Annotated in this window: 14 protein-coding genes and 1 tRNA gene; 3 read left to right on the forward strand and 12 right to left on the reverse strand. The window is 67.1% G+C overall.

The window, feature by feature from the left end; genetic code table 11:
• Positions 1-153: 153 nt before the first annotated feature.
• From OY559_RS12530 to OY559_RS12540, 3 genes are all read left to right on the forward strand, one after another.
• Positions 154-1,557, forward strand: a complete 1,404-nt coding sequence (locus OY559_RS12530) for a GntP family permease (protein WP_277726575.1) — start codon at positions 154-156, stop codon at positions 1,555-1,557.
• 98 nt (positions 1,558-1,655) lie between these two features.
• The gene (locus OY559_RS12535) at positions 1,656-3,533 is read left to right on the forward strand and encodes a DUF1800 domain-containing protein (RefSeq protein WP_277726576.1); all 1,878 of its coding nucleotides are present in this window, start codon (positions 1,656-1,658) and stop codon (positions 3,531-3,533) included.
• A gap of 7 nt (positions 3,534-3,540) precedes the next feature.
• Positions 3,541-5,025: a DUF1501 domain-containing protein gene (locus OY559_RS12540; RefSeq protein WP_277726577.1), complete on the forward strand. Its 1,485-nt coding sequence runs from the start codon at positions 3,541-3,543 to the stop codon at positions 5,023-5,025.
• 157 nt (positions 5,026-5,182) lie between these two features.
• Here OY559_RS12540 and OY559_RS12545 read toward each other — a convergent pair whose 3' ends face one another.
• The 12 genes from OY559_RS12545 to nuoN all read right to left on the reverse strand — a co-directional run bounded on the left by OY559_RS12545 (position 5,183) and on the right by nuoN (position 19,695).
• Positions 5,183-6,325 (reverse strand): NAD-dependent epimerase/dehydratase family protein, encoded by a 1,143-nt coding sequence (locus tag OY559_RS12545; protein WP_277726578.1) that lies wholly within the window; start codon positions 6,323-6,325, stop codon positions 5,183-5,185.
• A gap of 633 nt (positions 6,326-6,958) precedes the next feature.
• The gene (locus OY559_RS12550; protein WP_277726579.1) at positions 6,959-7,180 is read right to left on the reverse strand and encodes a hypothetical protein; all 222 of its coding nucleotides are present in this window, start codon (positions 7,178-7,180) and stop codon (positions 6,959-6,961) included.
• Between the two features lie 57 nt (positions 7,181-7,237).
• A complete protein-coding gene (locus OY559_RS12555) occupies positions 7,238-8,503 on the reverse strand; it encodes a CynX/NimT family MFS transporter (protein ID WP_277726580.1) in 1,266 nt (421 codons plus the stop codon).
• A gap of 199 nt (positions 8,504-8,702) precedes the next feature.
• Positions 8,703-10,811 (reverse strand): polyribonucleotide nucleotidyltransferase, encoded by a 2,109-nt coding sequence (pnp, locus tag OY559_RS12560; RefSeq protein WP_277726581.1) that lies wholly within the window; start codon positions 10,809-10,811, stop codon positions 8,703-8,705.
• Positions 10,812-10,993: 182 nt separating this feature from the next.
• Positions 10,994-11,254 carry a 30S ribosomal protein S15 gene (gene rpsO, locus OY559_RS12565; protein ID WP_162336597.1) on the reverse strand — a complete coding sequence of 87 codons (261 nt, stop codon included), beginning with the start codon at positions 11,252-11,254 and terminating at the stop codon, positions 10,994-10,996.
• A gap of 152 nt (positions 11,255-11,406) precedes the next feature.
• The gene (gene truB / locus OY559_RS12570) at positions 11,407-12,360 is read right to left on the reverse strand and encodes a tRNA pseudouridine(55) synthase TruB (RefSeq protein ID WP_277726582.1); all 954 of its coding nucleotides are present in this window, start codon (positions 12,358-12,360) and stop codon (positions 11,407-11,409) included.
• A gap of 201 nt (positions 12,361-12,561) precedes the next feature.
• Entirely contained in the window at positions 12,562-12,939 is a 378-nt protein-coding gene (gene rbfA / locus OY559_RS12575) for a 30S ribosome-binding factor RbfA (RefSeq protein WP_277726583.1), read from the reverse strand.
• A 2-nt stretch (positions 12,940-12,941) separates the two neighbouring features.
• Positions 12,942-15,590, reverse strand: a complete 2,649-nt coding sequence (gene infB, locus OY559_RS12580) for a translation initiation factor IF-2 (RefSeq protein WP_277726584.1) — start codon at positions 15,588-15,590, stop codon at positions 12,942-12,944.
• Between the two features lie 142 nt (positions 15,591-15,732).
• Positions 15,733-17,244, reverse strand: coding sequence for a transcription termination factor NusA (gene nusA / locus OY559_RS12585; RefSeq protein ID WP_277726585.1), 1,512 nt, complete (start codon positions 17,242-17,244; stop codon positions 15,733-15,735).
• 3 nt (positions 17,245-17,247) lie between these two features.
• Positions 17,248-17,862 carry a ribosome maturation factor RimP gene (gene rimP, locus OY559_RS12590; protein WP_277726586.1) on the reverse strand — a complete coding sequence of 205 codons (615 nt, stop codon included), beginning with the start codon at positions 17,860-17,862 and terminating at the stop codon, positions 17,248-17,250.
• A gap of 167 nt (positions 17,863-18,029) precedes the next feature.
• A tRNA-Met gene (locus tag OY559_RS12595) sits at positions 18,030-18,106 on the reverse strand.
• 125 nt (positions 18,107-18,231) lie between these two features.
• Positions 18,232-19,695: an NADH-quinone oxidoreductase subunit NuoN gene (gene nuoN / locus OY559_RS12600; protein WP_277726587.1), complete on the reverse strand. Its 1,464-nt coding sequence runs from the start codon at positions 19,693-19,695 to the stop codon at positions 18,232-18,234.
• Positions 19,696-19,704: the final 9 nt, after the last annotated feature.

Raw genomic sequence — 19,704 nt, forward strand, 5'->3', positions numbered from 1 at the left:
ACGGATGCCGCCGATTGAAACGAACACTAGGGGGCCGGCCGCGTGGGCGGCATCGTACCTTCGTACAGTGGGCCGGCCGGCGTGCGGCTGCGGATACTCGCCGCACTTGAAATCGGCGCTGGCCGAGGGGTCGCAGATGTCGAGGAGTACCGGATGTCGTTCCTGATCGTGCTGGCCGCGCTGTGCTTCCTGATGTTCGTGGCCTACCGCGGCTACAGCGTCATCCTGTTCGCGCCCATCGCGGCGCTGGGCGCGGTGCTGCTGACCGATCCCTCGCTGGTCGCGCCGATGTTCACCGGCCTGTTCATGGACAAGATGGTCGGCTTCCTGAAGCTGTACTTCCCGGTGTTCCTGCTCGGCGCGGTGTTCGGCAAGCTGATCGAGATCTCCGGTTTCTCCAAGGCGATCGTAGCCGCCACGATCAAGGTGGTCGGCGCACAGCGCGCGATGCTGTCCATCGTGCTGGTGTGCGCGCTGCTGACCTACGGCGGGGTGTCGCTGTTCGTGGTGGTGTTCGCCGTGTATCCGTTCGCGGCGGAACTGTTCCGCCAGAGCAACATCCCCAAGCGGCTGGTGCCGGGCACCATCGCGCTGGGAGCCTTCACCTTCACCATGGATGCGCTCCCGGGCACGCCGCAGATCCAGAACATCATTCCCAGCTCGTTCTTCGGCACCACCGGCTGGGCGGCTCCGGTGCTGGGCACGATCGGAGGCATCTTCATCCTGATCGTCGGGATGACCTATCTGGAGTGGCGCCGTCGCGTCGCCGCGCGCAACGGCGAGGGCTATGCGGGCAGCGACGAACTGCGCAACGAGCCCGAACCGTTCAAGGGCGACAGGCTGGCGCATCCGCTCATCGCCATCCTGCCGCTGCTGCTGGTCGGGGTGGCGAACTTCCTGTTCACCCGCTGGATTCCCGGCTTCTACGGCGAAAGCCAATCCTTCGTGCCCGCCGTGATCGGCAACCCGGCGCCTGTGGTGCAGGAGGTGTCGAAGGTCGCCGCCATCTGGGCCGTGCAGGGCGCGCTGCTGGTGGGCATCGTCGCGGTGATCGTGTTCGCGTGGAAGCCGGTGCTCGCCAGCTTCGCCGAGGGAACGAAGAGCGCCATCGGCGGTGCGTTGCTGGCCTCGATGAACACCGCATCGGAATACGGTTTCGGCGCCGTCATCGCCGCCCTGCCCGGCTTCCTGGTGGTCGCCAACGCGCTGCAGGCCATTCCGAATCCGCTGGTCAACGAGGCGATTTCCGTCACCGCCCTGGCCGGCATCACCGGCTCCGCGTCCGGCGGCATGAGCATCGCACTGGCAGCGATGGCCGACAGCTTCATCGCCAATGCGAACGCGGCGGGCATCCCGATGGACGTGCTGCACCGCGTGGCCTCGATGGCCTCGGGTGGCATGGACACCCTTCCCCACAATGGTGCGGTGATCACCCTGCTGGCCGTCACCGGCCTCAGCCATCGGCAGTCCTACAAGGACATCTTCGCCATCACCCTGATCAAGACCACGGCGGTGTTCGTGATCATCGGCGTGTTCTACGCCACCGGCTGGGTCTGACGCACCGTCCGGCGTGACCGGCCTGTGCGCGCGGTCGCAAACGGCGCGCGGCGCTTGGCCAATACTTCCCGCATTCCGGGGAAGGCAGGGAAATCCGCATGGCGTACTACACCGTCCCGTGGCGTCGGCTGTTCGCGCGTGGCCAGTGGCGACGCAGGATCGCGGGCACGCGTGCGCGCCTCGACGCCCGCGTGCAGGCAAAACCGCGCGTTGCCACGCCCGATCTCGGCGTGCAGGTCCGTGAACGCCTGAACCGCCTGTACGGCTGGAAGGGCGGCGAACGCGCCAGTCCGAAGGACACCACGCCCGCAGCGGAGGCGGTAGCCGTGGCCGCACCCAGCGGTGGCCGCGTGATGATGGGGCAGTCGAACCCCAGCCTGCTGACGATGGCGCGCCCGCCGTTCGCCGTGCAGGCGCTCAACAACCTCAGCTACGGCGCCACCGCCACCACCATTGCCGAGTTCAGCGCGCTGGGCAGCACCGACCGCCAGCGGCTGGCGAACTACGTGGACTGGCAGCTCAACTGGGACGCCATCGACGACAGCGCCGTCACCAACCGCCTTACCGCCGCCGGCTACACCACGTTGAACAAGTCGCTGGCCCAGCTGTGGGCCGACCACGTGGTGACGGACCCGGAGTACAGCATCCGCATCCGCCCGGCCAACGAAGTGCAGCGCGCCGCCTTCGTGCGCGCGGTGTATTCGCGCCGGCAGCTGCGCGAGGTGCTGGTCAACTTCTGGCACGACCACTTCAACGTGCTGGGCAACGACTTCAGCACCGGTCCGGTGTTCGTGCACTACGACCGCGACGTGATCCGCGCCAACGCCAAGGGCAACTTCCGCACGATGCTGGAAGCCGTCGCCCAGAGCACGGCGATGCTCTACTACCTGGACAACATCAGCAATTCCCGTTCGGGCCCGAACGAGAACTTCGCCCGCGAACTGCTGGAACTGCACACCTTCGGCGCGGAGAACTACCTGGGCTTCATGGATCCCTTCCAGGTGCCGCCCTGCCCCGAAGACCCGGCCTACCCGATCGGCTACACCGACATCGACGTGTACGAAACCTCGGCCGCGTTCACCGGCTGGTCGGCGAAGAACGGGCACTGGCAGTTCCCCACCGAGAACGACGGCACCTTCGTCTACCGGCAGTCGTGGCACGACGCCGGCCCGAAATTCCTGCTGGGCATGCTGATCTATCCCGAGCAGCCCGCGCTGAAGGACGGCCGCGACGTGCTGGACCGGCTGGCCAGCCACCCGCGCGTGGCCAAGTTCATCTGCAAGAAGCTGATCCGCCGCTTCATCAGCGACACACCGAAGCAGGCGTTGATCGACAGCGCAGCGGCGATCTTCCGCGCCAACTGGCGCGCGCCGAACCAGATCGAACTCGTGCTGCGGCACATCCTGAATTCCGACGACTTCATCAACAGCTTCGGCCAGAAGAACCGTCGCCCGTTCGATGCTTCCGTCGCGGCGATGCGCACTTTGGGCGGCGACTGGACGATCCGGCTGGACCACGGCCGCAGCGGCGATTTCATGTGGATGTATGGCTTCACCGGCCACACGCCGTACAACTGGCCTGCGCCGAACGGCTATCCCGACAGCGGACTGGCGTGGTCGGGTTCCAATTCCTACGCAATGACATGGCGCCTGCTGGGCTGGCTGACCGAAAGCAGGGATGGCGACGTGCCGCTGCACCCCATCGTGGACACCACGCGCGCCAACGTGCCGGTGGCCAACTGGACGGCGAACACGCTGGTGACGTGGTGGTGCACCCGCCTGCTCGGCTATCAGCCCGAAGCGGCGCGCAAGCAGGCGCTGGTGGCGTTCATGGCGCAGAACGGCGACCCGAACACCTACGTCATCACCGACACCAACACGTGGCAGGGCAGCGACCTGAAGCGGCACTACAACCACGAGCGCCTGCGCAGCCTGGTGGCGCTGATCCTGATGACTCCCGAATTCATGAGCCGCTGAGGCGACGATGACCGACTTCCGACTGACCCGACGCGACTTCGTCAAAGGCTGCGGCGCGGCCGCCATCGTCGGCACTGCAGGCGGCAGCCTGATGTTTGCCGACCCCGCCGATGCCGCCGTCAACAGCTACGACACGGTCGTGCATCTGTTCCTGCGCGGCGGCATCGATGGCCTCAACCTGGTGGTGCCGGTCGACGGCGTGGACCGCGGCTTCTATGAGGAAGCGCGCCCCAGCCTGAAGATCGAGACCAGCGGTGCCTACGGCGCGTTGCCGCTGACCCTGTCGGGCGGCGCCGGCACCGGCTTCGGCCTGCATCCCTCGGCCAGCGGCCTGCGCGACCTGTGGAACGACGGCAGAATGGCCATCGTCCACGCCTGCGGCATGGCGACCACGGTGACGCGCAGCCACTTCGATGCGCAGCTGTACATCGACCTGGGTACACCCGGGAAGTACGGCTCACCGACGGGATGGATGACGCGCGCGTGGGAGACGCGGCCCAACGGCACCGGCACCCTGCCTGCGCTCGGCGTGAGCGGCACGCAGCCCGCCGGCCTGATGGGCGCGATCGACGCGCTGACGATGAGCAGCCCGTCCGACTTCTCGCTCAACACCACGGCGTGGAGCTGGCAGCGCACGCGCAGCGACTCGCCCAGCGGCCTGCGTGGCGTCAGCGAAACCGTGGCCTCGCTGTGGAACGGCCAGACCGGCATGGAGACCAGTGGTCGCCGCGCGGACGGCGCGCTGCGCCTGATCGGGCAGCAGGGCTACGCCAGCCTGCCGGCCAGCTGGCCGACGGGCAATTTCGCGCAGCAGCTGTGGACCATCGCGCAGACCATCCGCTTCAACCTCGGCCTGCGCTACGCCACGCTGGATCTCGGCGGTTGGGACACGCACGAGGGCCAGGGCACGGCAGGCAGCGGCTACCACTACTACCAGAACAAGATCGCGGAGCTCTCGCAGGCGCTGGCCGCGTTCTACGCCGAACTCAACGGTACCGGCGAGATGGCGCGGGTGACGGTGGTGGTGCAGTCGGAATTCGGGCGCCGCGTGCGCGCCAACGCCAACGGCGGCACCGACCATGGCTACGGCAATCCGATGCTGGTGCTGGGTGGTCCGGTCAACGGACGCCGCTTCTACGGCAGCTGGCCCGGCCTGAATCCGGAAACCCTCTCGCCCACCTTCGGCGACGTGCCTGTGACCACCGACTACCGCCGCGTGATGTCGGAAATCCTGATCCGCCGCATGGGCAACGCCAACCTCAGCCAGGTGTTCCCCGGCTACACGGGCTATGCGCCGCTGGGCCTCATGCAGGGCACCGACATCGCGCCGAAGGTGGACGCTGCGGCAACCACCGCCACATCGATTCCATCATTGGTGGTGCCGGATGCCCCCACCCCGATGCCGGTGACCAGCGCACCCGCCGAGCGCGTGGTCCCCGACTGGCAACGCCGCGGCCCGGTGAACCGCATGCTGGTACGACGGGAGCGATAAGCGCCGGCTCCTGTAGGAGGGGCTTCAGCCCCGATGCTTGCCGGACCCGTCCGATGGCAGGCACCGCGCAGCATGCAGGCGCGCATATCCGTGGGCGGCGACGCGCCTGGGGTGACGGGTCGGGGCTGAAGCCCCTCCTGCAGGGATAGCGTCGTGCTCAGCCGCTGCGCGCGTGCCACGCCTTCAGCAGCTCGGCTTCCTTCTCGCGGGTGATGCCGGCATTGAGCTTGGCCTGGCGCTCGGCCGGCAGACTGCGGAACCACGCCAGCAGGTCGGTGACGGTGGTCGCGAGTGGACGGAAGGTCAGGCCTGCCGCGATGGCGCGCGCATTGCTGACCGCGCCGTAGCCGCCGTACTGCGGGTGCGTCGGCGACACCCAGATCGGCAGGCCGACCTGCTGTTGTTCGAGGAACCCGGGGGACACGTGGGTCAGCGTCATGCCGCCACCGGTGACGGCCTGGCAGCCATGCAGCATGGCGTCCATGCCCAGTGTGTAGTCCGGGCCGCAGGCGTTGAAGGTGCCGTAGGTCTTCGCTTCAGCCAGACGGATCATCCATTCGCCCAGGTCGCGGCCGTCGATGATCTGGATGGGGTCGTTGCCCTCGCCGGGCACCAGGATCTCGCCGCCCTGCACCACGCGGTGCGGCCAGTAGGTGAAGCGGTCGGTCTCGTCGCGCGGGCCGACGATGTAGCCGGGACGCACGATGGTGACGTTCCTGCCGAACTGCTTGTGCGCTTCGGCTTCGCTCAGTGCTTTCAGCGAGCCATACAGGTTCTCGATGTCGGCACGCAGCGTCTGCTGCGTTTCGGCCATCGCGTCCTTGCCTTTGTATACGGCGAGCGGAGAATCCTCGTTGATGCCGGGCTTGCCACCTTCGGCATACACCGAGATGGTGGAGATGAAGAGGTAGTGGCCCACGTTGCCCTTCAGCACCTGGCCGGCATCGCGCACCCAGAACGGCAGGCTGGTGGGGTTGTCGATGCAGACGTCCCACTTGCGGCCCTTCAATGAGGCGAGGTCGCCGGTGTTGCGGTCGCCGTGCAGTTGTTCCACTTCACCCGGCCATTCCGGCGAGGGCCGCTTGCCGCGGTTGAACAGGGTGACCTTGTGGCCGCGCTTGAGCGCGTAGTCGACCTGGAACGGCCCGGTGAAGCCGGTGCCGCCGAGGATCAGGATGTTCAGCGGCTTGGACGCCTTCCCCACCGGCTTGCCCTCGCTGGCAGCGGAGGCGAAGGACGGCAGCGCGGCCGCGGCGGCGGCCAGCGCGCCCAGCTTGAACAGGTCACGACGGGTGGTCATGCGGGTGCTCCCCAGCGGTGTCAGGAAAACGACTAGATAGCACTGCGCCGGCCGGCAAACCCCTGCCGGAAGTCGTTGTGACTTCTTGTGAACAGTCGGTATGGCCGGAACAACGGGGGGCGCCGGTGTCCGGAACACTGGTCCGATGGGCTGGCCTTCAACACGTGCGGGCCTACGCGAGATACACCCCCGTGTCATGCGTGACTCTCATGTGCTCGTCGTCGAGTCCGCATCACTCGCCGGCGATGTCCGGAAACTGACACGTCACTGAAAAAGAGTCGCACGCGATCCACCGCGTTTCGCCGGCAACGCGCGGAGTCTCGCGCGCGAGCCGGACATGCTTGTCGCTTCAAACGTCGGGGACTCGCCGCCGACACGCCACGGGTGAAGCGCGACACTCCGTGCCTCGAAGCCGATACCCAGGGATTGGCAGCCGACATATCCAGGCTTGCACCTCGAAGCACGGACATTCGCGTTCGAGGATCTGCGGGTCGCACCCGAGCCGTATGCGTATCGAGGTCGAGAATCGGAAAGTCGCCGGCCAGGGGCTTACGGGCGTTGCCCGCGGCATGGACCACCGCCCGTGTCGCCTCATCATCCACATTCCAGTGGCCGATGCTCGGCCTGGCCGGCTTAACCACGCAGGTGCGCGCGGACATCGTCCAATGAACCGAAGAACGGATTCGGCTCAAGCCGCAGGATCTCGTCGAGGGCCTCGCCCAAGGGGGCGTGATGGTCGGGCACGGCCGGCACCAGGCGATAGGTTCCATTCCCGACAATCAACCAACCACGCGTGTTGGGGATCGTGAACTCCGGCTCCAGCTCGTAGGATGGGTGGAGCGCAGCGATACCCATCAAGGAGCACTTCGAGGCCACGATGATGGGTATCGCCTGCGGCTCAACCCATCCTACTCACGCGTGCCAGGTGTCTTCCAGATACCTCGGCCGGCAGGCCAGGTAGCCACCGATCACCAGTACCACGATGCATGCGGACAGGAACGTCATCGGCAACGCCCAGCCGTGCGTGTGTTCGTGCAGCAGGCCGAACGTGAGCGGGCCAGCACAGGACAGCGTATAGCCCACGCCCTGCATGAAGCCGGACAGCGACGCCGAGCCTTCCGGCGTGCGCGTGCGCAGGTTGATCATGGTCAACGACAGCGGGAACGTGCTCGGCCCCAGCCCCAGCAGCGCGACCCACAGCGCCGGGGCGGCCATCGGCGCCAGCAGCAGGCCGGCGAACGCTGCAGCGTAGAAGCCCGCGCAGACCACCACCACGATGAAGGGGTTGCGCATGCGCACCGCGATCAGCGGCATGCTGAGCGACGCCACCAGGCCGAGCGTGGAGAACAGCGCCACCATCGTGCCGCCCAGTGCCGGCGTGCCACCGGCTTCGACCAGCAGCTTCGGCAGCCAGGTGAACATCGAATACGTCACCAGCGATGTCATGCCGAACATCAGCGCCATGCCCCAGGCCACCGGCGAGCGCCACGCGCGACCTGTGGGACGCGGCGCCGCCAGTTCGGGCGCTTCGTCGTCGACAGTGACCGCTGCGTCGTGCACACGCGCTAGCGGCGTGTTGCGCCCACGCTCCTGCCACAGAACAAGACACCAGGGCCCCGCAGATGCGGCGGCGAACACCGCCCACAAACCCAGCGAGATGCGCCAGCCGGCAGCCTCCATCACAGGTACGGCGACCAGCGCGGGCAGAATGGTGCCGGCCTGCAGCACGGTGATGTACAGCGTGCTGACCGTGCCTACGCGATCGGCGAAGTAGCGCTTCACCAGCGGCGGCAGCACGATGTTGCCGATGCCCATGCCGGCCAGCGCCGTCAGCGAGGCGGCCATCAACGCGGTCGTGTCGCCGGCCGCGCTGCGCAACAGCAGACCCAGCATCGCCAGCAACATGGCGAGCAATGCGGTGCGCTCCAGGCCGATGCGATGCGCCAGCGCAGGCGTCGCCACGCCGAACACTGCGAACGCCGCCGTGGGCAGCATGCCGAACACCCCGGTCATGGTGGCACCGAAGCCGAACGCATCGCCCAAGGTGTCGAGCAGCGGCGTCAGCGAGGTCACCGCCGTGCGCAGGTTGAACGCGGACAGCACGATGCCGAGCAGCACCAGCCCGCGGCCGGACCAGAGCGATGCGGATGCTGCGGCGTGCGTCTTCTTGGATTCCATGCACGTCATTATCGTCGACCGCATGACAGCCGTCGGCGCACGCATGAAGACGCTGTGTCCTGCGCGATCGTGCATGGCCTGAATCCTTCTCCCCGCCTGCGGGGAGAGGGAGTAGCCGCACTTCTCACGGCTCATGCCCGTGCAAAGAAAAAGCGGGCCGAAGCCCGCTTTTCCGTATCGCGTCGCGATGTCGTGCGGCTTACTCGGCCGACACGCCCTCGCCTTCTTCCACGGCCTTGATCGACAGGCGGATGCGGCCCTGCTTGTCGACTTCCAGCACCTTGACCTTGACCACGTCGCCTTCCTTCAGCGCGTCGCTGACCTTCTCGACGCGGTCGTTGGAGATCTGCGACACGTGCACCAGGCCGTCCTTGCCCGGCAGGATGGTGACGAACGCACCGAAGTCCATGATCTTGGCGACCTTGCCTTCGTAGATGCGGCCCGGCTCGACGTCGGAGGTGATCTGCTCGATGCGGGCCTTGGCGGCCTGGCCGGCGGCGCCGTTGACCGAGGCGATGGTGATGGTGCCGTCGTCCTGGATGTCGATCTGCGTGCCGGTTTCCTTGGTGATGGCCTGGATCACCGAACCGCCCTTGCCGATCACTTCGCGGATCTTGTCGGGGTGGATCTTGATGGTGATCAGGCGCGGCGCGAACTCGCTCAGCTCCTGGCGCGGCGAGGTCATCGCATGGGCCATTTCGCCCAGGATGTGCAACCGGCCGGCCTTCGCCTGCGTCAGCGCCTGCTTCATGATCTCTTCGGTGATGCCTTCGATCTTGATGTCCATCTGCAGCGCGGACACGCCGTTGGCGGTACCGGCGACCTTGAAGTCCATGTCGCCCAGGTGGTCTTCGTCACCCAGGATGTCGCTCAGCACGACGAAGTCGTTGCCTTCCTTCACCAGGCCCATCGCGATGCCGGCCACCGGCGCCTTGATCGGCACGCCGGCATCCATCAGCGCCAGCGAGCTGCCGCAGACCGAGGCCATCGAGGAGGAGCCGTTCGACTCGGTGATTTCCGAGACCACGCGGATCGTGTACGGGAAGGCTTCCATCGTCGGCATCACGGCGAGCACGCCGCGCTTGGCAAGGCGGCCGTGGCCGATTTCGCGACGCTTCGGGCCCATCATGCGGCCGGCTTCGCCCACCGAGAACGGGGGGAAGTTGTAGTGGAACAGGAAGTGGTCCTTCCACTCGCCGCCGACGGCGTCGATCACCTGGCCATCGCGCGCGGTGCCGAGGGTGACGGCGACGATCGCCTGCGTCTCACCACGGGTGAACAGCGAGGAGCCGTGCACGCGCGGCAGCACGCTGACCTTGGAGGAGATCGGGCGGACGGTGTCCAGCGCACGACCGTCGATGCGGACCTTGGTGGCCAGCACGGAACCGCGCATGGTCTGGTATTCCAGCTCGCCGAATTCCTTCGACAGCGCGCCGGCGCTCCAGCCATCGGCTTCGGCACGGCCAGCCAGCTGCTGCATCACGTCCTTCTTGATGGCGGCGATGGCGTCGCGGCGCTGCAGCTTGTCGCGCACCTGGAAGGCGGACTCGAGCTGGGTGCCCACGGCTTCCTTCAGCGCGGAGATCATCGCCTCGTTCTTGGCCGGCGCAGACCACTCCCAGTTCTTGGTACCGGCTTCGGTGACCAGCTCGTTGATGATGTTGATGACCTTCTGCATTTCGCGGTGGCCGAACATCACCGCGCCCAGCATCACGTCTTCGGACAGCTCGGCGGCTTCGGATTCGACCATCAGCACGGCGTTGGACGTACCGGCGACGACGAGCTCCAGCTTGGAGTCCTTCAGTTCGCTGACGGTCGGGTTCAACACGTATTCGCCGTTGATGTAGCCGACCTTGGCGGCACCGATCGGGCCGTTGAACGGCGCGCCGGTCAGGGCGACGGCCGCGGAGGCGCCGATCAGCGCCGGGATGTCGCCGTCGATTTCCGGGTTCAGCGACATCACCGTGGCGATGACCTGCACTTCATTGCGGAATTCTTCCGGGAACAGCGGGCGCAGCGGGCGATCGATCAGGCGGGAGATCAGCGTCTCCTTCTCGGTCGCGCGACCTTCGCGCTTGAAGAAGCCACCGGGGATGCGGCCGCCGGCGTAGAACTTCTCCTGGTAGTCGACCGTCAGGGGGAAGAAGTCCTGGCCTTCGCGGGCCGACTTCGCCGCCACGGCGGTAACCAGCAGCACGGTGTCATCGAACTTGACGACGACGGCGCCGCCGGCCTGGCGGGCGATTTCGCCGGTTTCCAGGGTGACCTGGTGCTTGCCGTACTGGAAGGTTTTGGTGATTTTTGCCACGTTGGTTCCTTGAGATGCCTTGTGCGGGTTGGACCTCACGCGACCCTTGTCGCGTGCGGCTGGCCGGATGCGTCCGGCCGATGGAGCTTTGAGGGGCGGGCCCGGTGCGGCCAGCGGATGCAGCGCATTCCGTTCCCTGAAATGCAAACCGCGGCGCATCTCTGCGCCGCGGTGGGGGTATATCAGCGACGCAGACCGAGTTTTTCGATCAGGGTCTTGTAGCGCTCGTTGTCTTTCTTCTTGAGGTAATCAAGCAGGCTGCGGCGGCGGTTGACCAGCTGCAGCAGACCACGACGGCTGTGGTGGTCCTTCTTGTGGGTCTTGAAGTGGCCGCTCAGGTGCTCGATGCGCGCGGTCAGCAGGGCGACCTGCACTTCCGGGGAGCCGGTATCGTTGGCGCCACGGGCGTTGTCGGCAATCACTTTCTGGGTATCGACGGACATGCTGTTCTCTCGTTGATGCGTGGCCTGCAGGAACGCGGGCTGTCCTCCGCGCGCACCGCCTGGCTCGCCGTTGATGAAGCTGGGGAAATAAGGAAACGCCGGTGCGAAACCGGCGGCGTAGTGTAGCCGCGGGGGCCTTGTGAAACAAGGTTTTATTGAGTGTTGCCGGCCTTGGTGGCGGTACCGGCTACGGCCCAGGCGAACAATCGCTGCGGCGATAGCGTGCCATCGGGGCCGACCGTACCCAGCCCCAGGACCCGGCCTTCCTGCCCGTGGATCGCGACCGGGCCGTCGCTGGGGGGATGTCCGCGCAGCTTCTGGCCCTGCGCGAGCCGGCGCGCATCGACGGCGTCGACATCCACGCGCGGGAAGCCGGCCAAGCCGGCCTCGATGGGCAGCAGGCACGCCTCGAGGGCGGCTTCTCCACCCTGTTCAGCCAACGCCTGCAGCGCGTCCCGTGAATACATGCGTGGCTGCCTGAACGGATCGACCCAGAGACGACGCAGTTCGGCCACGTGGGCACCACAGCCCAGCGCCTCGCCCAGATCACGGACCAGGCTGCGCACATAGGTGCCCGAACCGCACTCCACGCGCAGGGAAAGCCGGCCCGGGGCGATCTCGAGCACCTCGATGGCGTGGACGTCGACATCACGCTCGGGCGCCTCGATGACGTCTCCGCGGCGGGCCTTGGTGTAGAGCGGCTCGCCGCCCTGCTTGAGCGCCGAATAGATCGGGGCCCGCTGGCGGATGCGCCCTGTCAGGGGCACCAGCGCGGCCTTGACGGTGGCGGCATCCAGCACCGGCACCGGCCGCTCGCGCAGCGTCGCACCGTCGGCATCGTCGGTATCGGTGGTGACACCCAGCACGGCGACCGTGTCGTAGGCCTTGGAGGATCCCAGCAACAGGCCGGCGATCTTGGTCGCCTCACCGAAGCACAGTGGCAGCAGGCCAGTGGCGAGCGGATCGAGGCTGCCGGTATGCCCGCCCTTCTCTGCCCGGAACAGCCGGCGTGCGACCTGGAGTGCGGCGTTCGAACTCATCCCCTGCGGCTTGTCCAGCAGCAGCAGGCCATCCAGCGAACGGAACTTGAGCTTCGGCGGCGACATCGGGAGAGGCGCATTCCTTACTGTAGGAGCGGGCCATGCCCGCGATGCTCTTCGCATGGGTGGGCAGAGCAGGAGCATCGCGCGCATGGCGCGCTCCTACAACAGCCGCTCCCAGGTTGGGCACGAACACCGGCCGCGTGGACCGTCCCATGTGACGGTACGGCGGCAGGCTCGATCGTGCCCAGGCCAGACGCCGCCCGCTTACGGATCCCGCGGTTCTTCGTCTGCCGGCGGTGGCGGCAGGTCGCGCAGCAGGTTCTCGATGCGCTCGCCGCGGTCGACGGAATCGTCGTAGTGGAAATGCAGCTCGGGCACGTGGCGCATCTTGACCCGACGTGCCAGTTCCATGCGCAAGCCCCAGGCCAGTTCCTTCAGGCCCTTCACGGCTTCCGCGGAACGCTCGGGCATCAGGGCGGTGACGAACACCTTGGCATGCGCCATGTCACGGGTGACTTCCACGTCGGACACGCTGACCGACGGCAGGCCGTGCTCGCGCACGGCCTCGTGCACCAGCGTGCCCAGCTCGCGGCGGAGCTGGGCGGAAACGCGGTCGGTGCGGTGGAACGACTTGGTGGGCATGATCAGAGCGTGCGCTGCACTTCGATGCGCTCGAAGCACTCGATCTGGTCGCCCGGCTGCACGTCGTTGTAGGCCTTCACGCCGATGCCGCACTCGGTGCCGTTGCGCACTTCGTCGACGTTCTCCTTGAAGCGGCGCAGCGATTCCAGTTCGCCTTCGAACACCACCGTGCTGGCACGCAGCACGCGGATCGGCTTGTTTCGCTTGACCGTGCCCTCGACCACCATGCAGCCCGCGACCGCGCCGAACTTGGAGCTGCGGAACACGTCGCGCACTTCGGCGATGCCGATGATCTCTTCGCGGATCTCCACGCCCAGCAGACCGGAGGCCACCTGCTTCACCTGGTCGATCACGTCATAGATGATCGAGAAGTAACGCAGGTCCACGCCATTGGATTCGATGATGCGACGCGCGGAGGCGTCGGCACGCACGTTGAAGCCGATGACGGTCGCCTTGGAGGTGACCGCGGAGTTGGCGTCGGACTCGGTGATGCCGCCCACGCCGGAGCTGATGATGTTGATGCGGATCGATTCGTTGGACAGCGCGGTCAGCGAATGGCGCAGCGCTTCCACCGAACCCTGCACGTCGGCCTTGATGATCAGGTTGAGGCTGAGCTGGCCTTCGCCCTTGCCCAGCTGCGCCATGATGTCTTCCATGCGGCTGCCGGCGGACTGCACCAGGCGCGACTCGCGGCGCTTGGCATCGCGTTGCTGCGCCACGTCCTTGGCCAGGCGCTCGTCCTCGACCACCACGAAGTCGTCGCCGGCCTCGGGCACGCCCGACAGGCCGAGCACCTGCACGGGGATGGACGGGCCGGCCGACGGCGGCTGGGCGCCGGTCTCGTCGAACAGCGCACGCACGCGGCCGTACTGGACGCCGCAGACCAGGTAGTCGCCCTTCTTCAGGGTGCCCTGCTGCACCAGCACCGTCGCGACCGGGCCACGGCCCTTGTCCAGCGAGGATTCGATGACCACGCCGCTGGCGCGACCGTCTTCGACCGACTTCAGTTCCAGCAGTTCGGCCTGGATGGAGATGGCATCCAGCAGGTTGTCCACGCCCTGCCCCGTCTTGGCCGAGATCTCGACCATCTGGGTGTCGCCGCCGAAATCTTCGGCGACCACTTCCTCGGCCAGCAGCTCGTTCTTCACGCGCAGCGGGTCGGCGTCGGACTTGTCGATCTTGTTCACCGCCACGATCAGCGGCACCTTGGCCGCCTTCGCATGCTGGATGGCTTCGCGGGTCTGCGGCATGACGCCGTCATCGGCCGCGACCACCAGCACCACGATGTCGGTCAGCTTGGCGCCACGGGCACGCATCGCGGTGAACGCGGCGTGGCCCGGGGTGTCGAGGAAGCTGATGACGCCCTTCGGCGTTTCCACGTGGTATGCGCCGATGTGCTGGGTGATGCCGCCTGCTTCGCCACTGGCGATCTTGGTGCGGCGGATGTAGTCCAGCAGCGAGGTCTTGCCGTGGTCGACGTGGCCCATGATGGTGACCACCGGCGGACGCGCGACCTTCTCGCCCTGCTGCTCTTCCGAATGCGCCAGCAGTTCGTTCTCGACGTCGTTGGCGTCGGCACGGACAGCCTTGTGGCCCAGTTCCTCGGTGATCAGCGCAGCGGTGTCATGGTCGATGGACTGGGTGATGGTGGCCATCACGCCCATCTTGAACAGCGCCTTCACCACATCGCCGCCCTTCAGCGCGAGCTTCTGCGCCAGGTCGGCCACGGTGATGGTCTCGCCGATGGCCACTTCGCGCACGATCGGCGCGGTCGGGCGCTCGAAACCGTGCGCACCGCCGCCACCGCGGCTCTGCTCATGGCGGCGCGGCGGCTTGGGCTTGCCGCGCGAAGCGCCGCGACGGGCACGGTCGGCGGCGGACAGGTGCAACTGGCCGGCGAAGCGGCTGGTGTTGTCGTCGTCTTCGACGCCGGCCACCATCGCGTGCGAACCGCGGGTCTTGTGCTTGGCGGCCGCGGCATTGTTGCGGTCGTCGGTGCGCGGCGGATCCTTGCGCACGACCATCTTGGGCACGTGGTGGCCCGGGGTGGCCGGCTTGGCCGGGCGCGCGGGTTCGTCGCCGTCCACGGCGACGGCACCGGCGGCCAGCGCGGCAGCCTCGGCGTCGGCCTGCGCACGCGCGGCCTCGGCTTCGGCGCGGGCGGCGGCTTCTTCCTGGCGGCGGCGCTCGAGCTCTTCGGCGCGCTTGGCGTCTTCCTGGGCCAGGCGCTGCTGTTCGTCGAGGTTGCGCTGGCGGGATTCTTCCAGCTTGCGCAGGATCTCGGCGCGCTCCGGGTCCGGCTCGTTCTGCCAGTTGGTGCTGACGGATTCGGCGTCGGTCGGCTTCACGTAGGTGCGCTTCTGGCGCACTTCCACGTTCACCGTGGTCTTGCTGCGGCCGGCCGCGACGGTCACTTCCTGCACCTTGCGGCGGTTCAGCGTGATCTTCTTGGAGCCGGCATCATCCGCGGCGGCATCGCTCTTGCCGTGGGAGCGCTTGAGGAAGCCGAGCAGCTTCACTTTTTCCATGCTGGTCACGACCTGGTCGGGACCGCTGAAGCTCATCCCGGCCTCGGCCAGTTGCTCCAGGAGTTTCTCGACCGGCGTATTGACCAGTTCAGCGAGCTTGCGGATGGTGGTTTGCTGCGACATTCGGATCCTAGGTTGGGTGTTGCGCCCCCCCGGTGGTGGTGGGGCAACCCTGTTCAAGAGGGGGAATTCTAAGCCCTGCGGGTGCCAGGGCGGTGTTCATGGGTGGCTCATGCGCCGCGTCCCAGGCGAGCCCGGAGGGCGGTCATTCGCCGCGCTCCAGACGGGCGATTTCCTCGGCGCGGGCGGCCAGGATCAGCGCCGCGGCGCGACCCTCGTCCAGGCCCTCGATGCCGAACTCGACCACTTCGTCGGCGGCCAGGTCGGACAGGTCCTCGCTGGTACGGACGCCATGCGAGGCCAGCGCGAACGCGGTCTCTTCGTCCATGCCCTCCAGCGCCAGCAGGTCCTCTGCCGGGTGGTTTTCCTCCAGGCCCTCTTCCTCGGCCAGCGCCTCGTTCAGCAGGGCGTCGCGGGCACGCGAGCGCAGTTCCTCGACGATGTCCTCGTCGAAGCCCTCGACGGCCAGCAGTTCGCCGACCGGCACGTAGGCGATCTCCTCGACCGTGCTGAAGCCCTCGGCGACCAGGATGGCGGCGATTTCCTCGTCCACTTCCAGCTTGTCCATGAACAGCTGGCGGGCGACGGCCTGTTCGGCCTCGCTCTTGGCCTGCACCTGGTCGGCGGTCATGACGTTGAGCTGCCAGCCGGTCAGGCGGCTGGCCAGGCGCACGTTCTGGCCGCCCTTGCCGATCGCCTGCGCCAGGCGGTCTTCCGCCACGGCCAGGTCCATCGAGTGCTTCTCTTCATCGACGATGATCGACTGCACTTCCGCCGGCGCCATCGCGTTGATGACGAAGGTGGCCGGGTTGTCGTTCCATAGCACGATGTCCACGCGCTCGCCGTTCAGCTCGTTGCTCACGGCCTGCACGCGCGAACCGCGCATGCCGATGCAGGCGCCGATGGGGTCGGTGCGGGTGTCGTGGGCGAGCACCGCGATCTTGGCACGGTCGCCCGGATCGCGCGCGCAGGCCTTGATCTCGACCAGGCCCTGGCCCACTTCCGGCACTTCCAGCTTGAACAGCTCGATCATGAATTCCGGTGCGGCGCGGCTGATGAACAGCTGCGGGCCGCGCGGTTCGTAGCGCACATCGAACAGGTAGCCGCGGACGCGGTCGCCGGCGCGCAGCACGTCGCGCGGGATGCCCTTGTCCTTCGGGATGAAGGCCTCGGCGTTGCCGCCCAGGTCCACGTAGATGTTGCCGCGCTCGGCGCGCTTGACCACGCCGGTCACCAGTTCGCCCACGCGGTCCTTCCAGGCATCGACCACCTGCGCACGCTCGGCTTCGCGGACGCGCTGCACGATGACCTGCTTGGCGGCCTGCGCGGCGATGCGGCCGAAATCGGGGTTCTCGATCTTCTCTTCGATCCAGTCGCCCACTTCGGCGCCTTCGGCTTCGTCCTCGGCGTCCATCAGGCGGATCTGGCGATCGGGCGATTCCATCACCACGTCGTCGGCCACCACTTCCCAGCGGCGGAACGTCTCGTAGCTGCCGTCCTTGTGGTCGATCGTGACGCGCACCTGCACGTCCTGGTCCATGTAGCGCTTCTTGGCGGCGGACGCCAGGGCGGCCTCGATGGCATCGAAGATGACTTCGCGCGGCACGCCCTTTTCGTTGGCCACCGCATCCACGACCAGCAACAATTCCTTACTCATTGATCACTCCGCGCGCGGCTTGCGGGCCGCCGGTTGGTTGGGTTTTTTCTTTGCTTTCTTGGCAGGCGCGCGCTTGGCGTCGCCGGCCTTCTTGGCACCGGCCTTGCGGCCGCCACCGGGTTTCTCGGGCGCCAGGCCCAGCGCGGCCCAGTCGGGGACCAGGCGCGCCTTGTCGATATTATCGAACGCCACCGTCATTTCGGCGCCGTCCAGCGCAAACACGATGTCCTCGCCTTCGATGCGGCTGATCGTGCCCTGCAGCCGGCGGCGGCGCTCCTGCGGCAACTTCAGCACCACCTTGGCCGATTCGCCGACGAAGCGTGCGAAATGCGCCAGTTGGAACAGCGGACGGTCCACGCCGGGCGAGGAGACTTCCAGCGTGTAATTGCCCGTGATCGGGTCCTCGACGTCGAGCTGCGCCGACACTTCACGGCTCACCGCTTCGCAGTCCTCGATGTTGACGTGCCGCGTGGCGCGCTCGGCTTCCTGCACGTCGATGTACAGGCGCACCGTAGCGCCGCCGGGGGCCGGCAGGTATTCGATGCCAAGCAGTTCCACGCCCAGTGCCTGGACGGTGGGAGCCAGCAGGTTGGCGATGTCGTTGGCCTTGTCGCTCACGGGTTCGCTGCCAATGGTTCGTGGTGTTGCGTGCCGCTGAAACAGACAAGGGGCCCGATGGGCCCCTTGTCCGATACGCTGGATGTCGGTGCAACGACGGGAACATGCGTCGTTGCGTGCCCAGGTTTTTCGTCGGCCGCCTGTACTCAGGCGGCCTCGGACAAACATGGTAGCGGGGGCAGGATTTGAACCTGCGACCTTCGGGTTATGAGCCCGACGAGCTGCCAGACTGCTCCACCCCGCAGCAGAAGCGAAATTATGATGAATACGCCGGTGCATTGCAAGCCTTGTCATGCACCAACTTGAAACATCGCGTTCATCGCGCGCCGCCGGCGCCTTTCTCCGGCGGTAACTCCCCGTCGCGTACGGTCAGCCGGCGAACGCCAGCTTGCACCACGCCATGATCGGATTCCATGCCACGCCCAGCGCCAGCAAGGCCAGTGCATTGACGCCGAACACCAGCGGCACCACGCGGTCCGCCCGCGGCGGCGGTATTTCGCCCACCGGCTCGTCGAAGTACATCACCTTGATCACGCGCAGGTAGTAGAAGGCACCGATCACCGCGCACAGCACGCCGACGATGGCCAGCCACAGGAAGCCGCCATTGACCGCCGCGCCCAGCACGACCAGCTTGGCCCAGAAGCCCAGGAACGGCGGCACGCCGGCCAGCGACGCCATCACGCACAGCACCAGGCCCGCCTGCCACGGATTGCGCGCATTGAGGCCCTTGAAGTCGTCGATCCTGTCGGCTTCGAAACCCTGCCGCGACAGCACGATGATCGCGCCGAACGCCGCCGCCGACATGGTGGCGTAGCTGATCGAATAGAACAGCGCCGCCGAGTATCCGGTTTCGCCGCCGCCAGCGAAGCCGACCAGCAGGAAGCCGACGTGGGACACCGTCGAGTACGCCAGCATGCGCTTGAGGTTGGTCTGCGCGATGGCGATGACGTTGCCGATCACCAGTGACGCCGCCGCCAGACCGGCCAGCAGCCACTGCCACTGCGCCGCCGCCGGGCCCAGGCCGTCCTGCAGCAGGCGGAATGCCATGCCGAACGCGGCCAGCTTCGGTGCCGCACTGATGAACAGCGTCACCGGCGTGGAGGCGCCCTGATAGACGTCGGGCAGCCACATGTGGAACGGTGCCGCGCCCAGCTTGAACGCCACGCCTGCCACCATGAACACCACACCCGTCAGCAACAGCATGCGTGCATCACTGCTGCCGCCCAAGGCGGCTCCGGTCGCATCGAAGATCGCCGGCAGGTGCAGCGAGCCGGTCGCCCCATACACCAGCGACATGCCGTACAGCAGCAGGCCCGAGGCCAGCGAGCCGAGCACGATGTACTTCATCGCCGCCTCGGTGGCCAGCCCGTCGTCGCGGTTCAGCGCCACGAGCGCGTACGAACACAGCGCCAACAGCTCCAGGCCCAGGTAGACCATCACCAGGCTGCCGGCGGACACCATCATCATCATGCCGGCGGTCGCGAACATCACCAGCACCGGCGCCTCGCCCGGATACAGGTTGCGCTCGCGCAGGTACGGCCAACCGTAGACCAGCGACAGTGCGCTCACCGCGACGATCACGACCTTGCTGACATCGGCCAGCGTGTCGCGCACGAACATCCCGCTGAACACGGCGCCCTGCCCGCCCACGCCCGTGGCCAGCATCCAGACCACGGCGGCCATGACGACCAGCGCCAGCGCATGGGTGATGAAGCGGCGGGAATTGTCGAGGAACAGGTCCAGCATCAGCAGCGCGAACGCGCCGCCGATCAGGGTCAGTTCTGGCAGCAGCGGCTGCAGGTCGGCGGCGGAGATGGGCATCGGCGTCGTCATGATTCTTCC

Source organism: Pseudoxanthomonas sp. SE1, from assembly GCF_029542205.1.
Classification (GTDB): Bacteria; Pseudomonadota; Gammaproteobacteria; order Xanthomonadales; family Xanthomonadaceae; genus Pseudoxanthomonas_A.

Bases quoted from the DNA above. Each gene is read 5' to 3' on its own strand.
- OY559_RS12550 (WP_277726579.1), bottom strand. From the start codon at position 7,180: ATGGGTATCGCTGCGCTCCACCCATCCTACGAGCTGGAGCCGGAGTTC.
- OY559_RS12555 (WP_277726580.1), bottom strand. From the start codon at position 8,503: ATGGAATCCAAGAAGACGCACGCCGCAGCATCCGCATCGCTCTGGTCC.
- truB (WP_277726582.1), bottom strand. From the start codon at position 12,360: ATGTCGCCGCCGAAGCTCAAGTTCCGTTCGCTGGATGGCCTGCTGCTG.
- OY559_RS12535 (WP_277726576.1), top strand. From the start codon at position 1,656: ATGGCGTACTACACCGTCCCGTGGCGTCGGCTGTTCGCGCGTGGCCAG.
- OY559_RS12545 (WP_277726578.1), bottom strand. From the start codon at position 6,325: ATGACCACCCGTCGTGACCTGTTCAAGCTGGGCGCGCTGGCCGCCGCC.
- nuoN (WP_277726587.1), bottom strand. From the start codon at position 19,695: ATGACGACGCCGATGCCCATCTCCGCCGCCGACCTGCAGCCGCTGCTG.
- OY559_RS12530 (WP_277726575.1), top strand. From the start codon at position 154: ATGTCGTTCCTGATCGTGCTGGCCGCGCTGTGCTTCCTGATGTTCGTG.
- infB (WP_277726584.1), bottom strand. From the start codon at position 15,590: ATGTCGCAGCAAACCACCATCCGCAAGCTCGCTGAACTGGTCAATACG.
- rpsO (WP_162336597.1), bottom strand. From the start codon at position 11,254: ATGTCCGTCGATACCCAGAAAGTGATTGCCGACAACGCCCGTGGCGCC.
- rbfA (WP_277726583.1), bottom strand. From the start codon at position 12,939: ATGCCCACCAAGTCGTTCCACCGCACCGACCGCGTTTCCGCCCAGCTC.
- nusA (WP_277726585.1), bottom strand. From the start codon at position 17,244: ATGAGTAAGGAATTGTTGCTGGTCGTGGATGCGGTGGCCAACGAAAAG.
- OY559_RS12540 (WP_277726577.1), top strand. From the start codon at position 3,541: ATGACCGACTTCCGACTGACCCGACGCGACTTCGTCAAAGGCTGCGGC.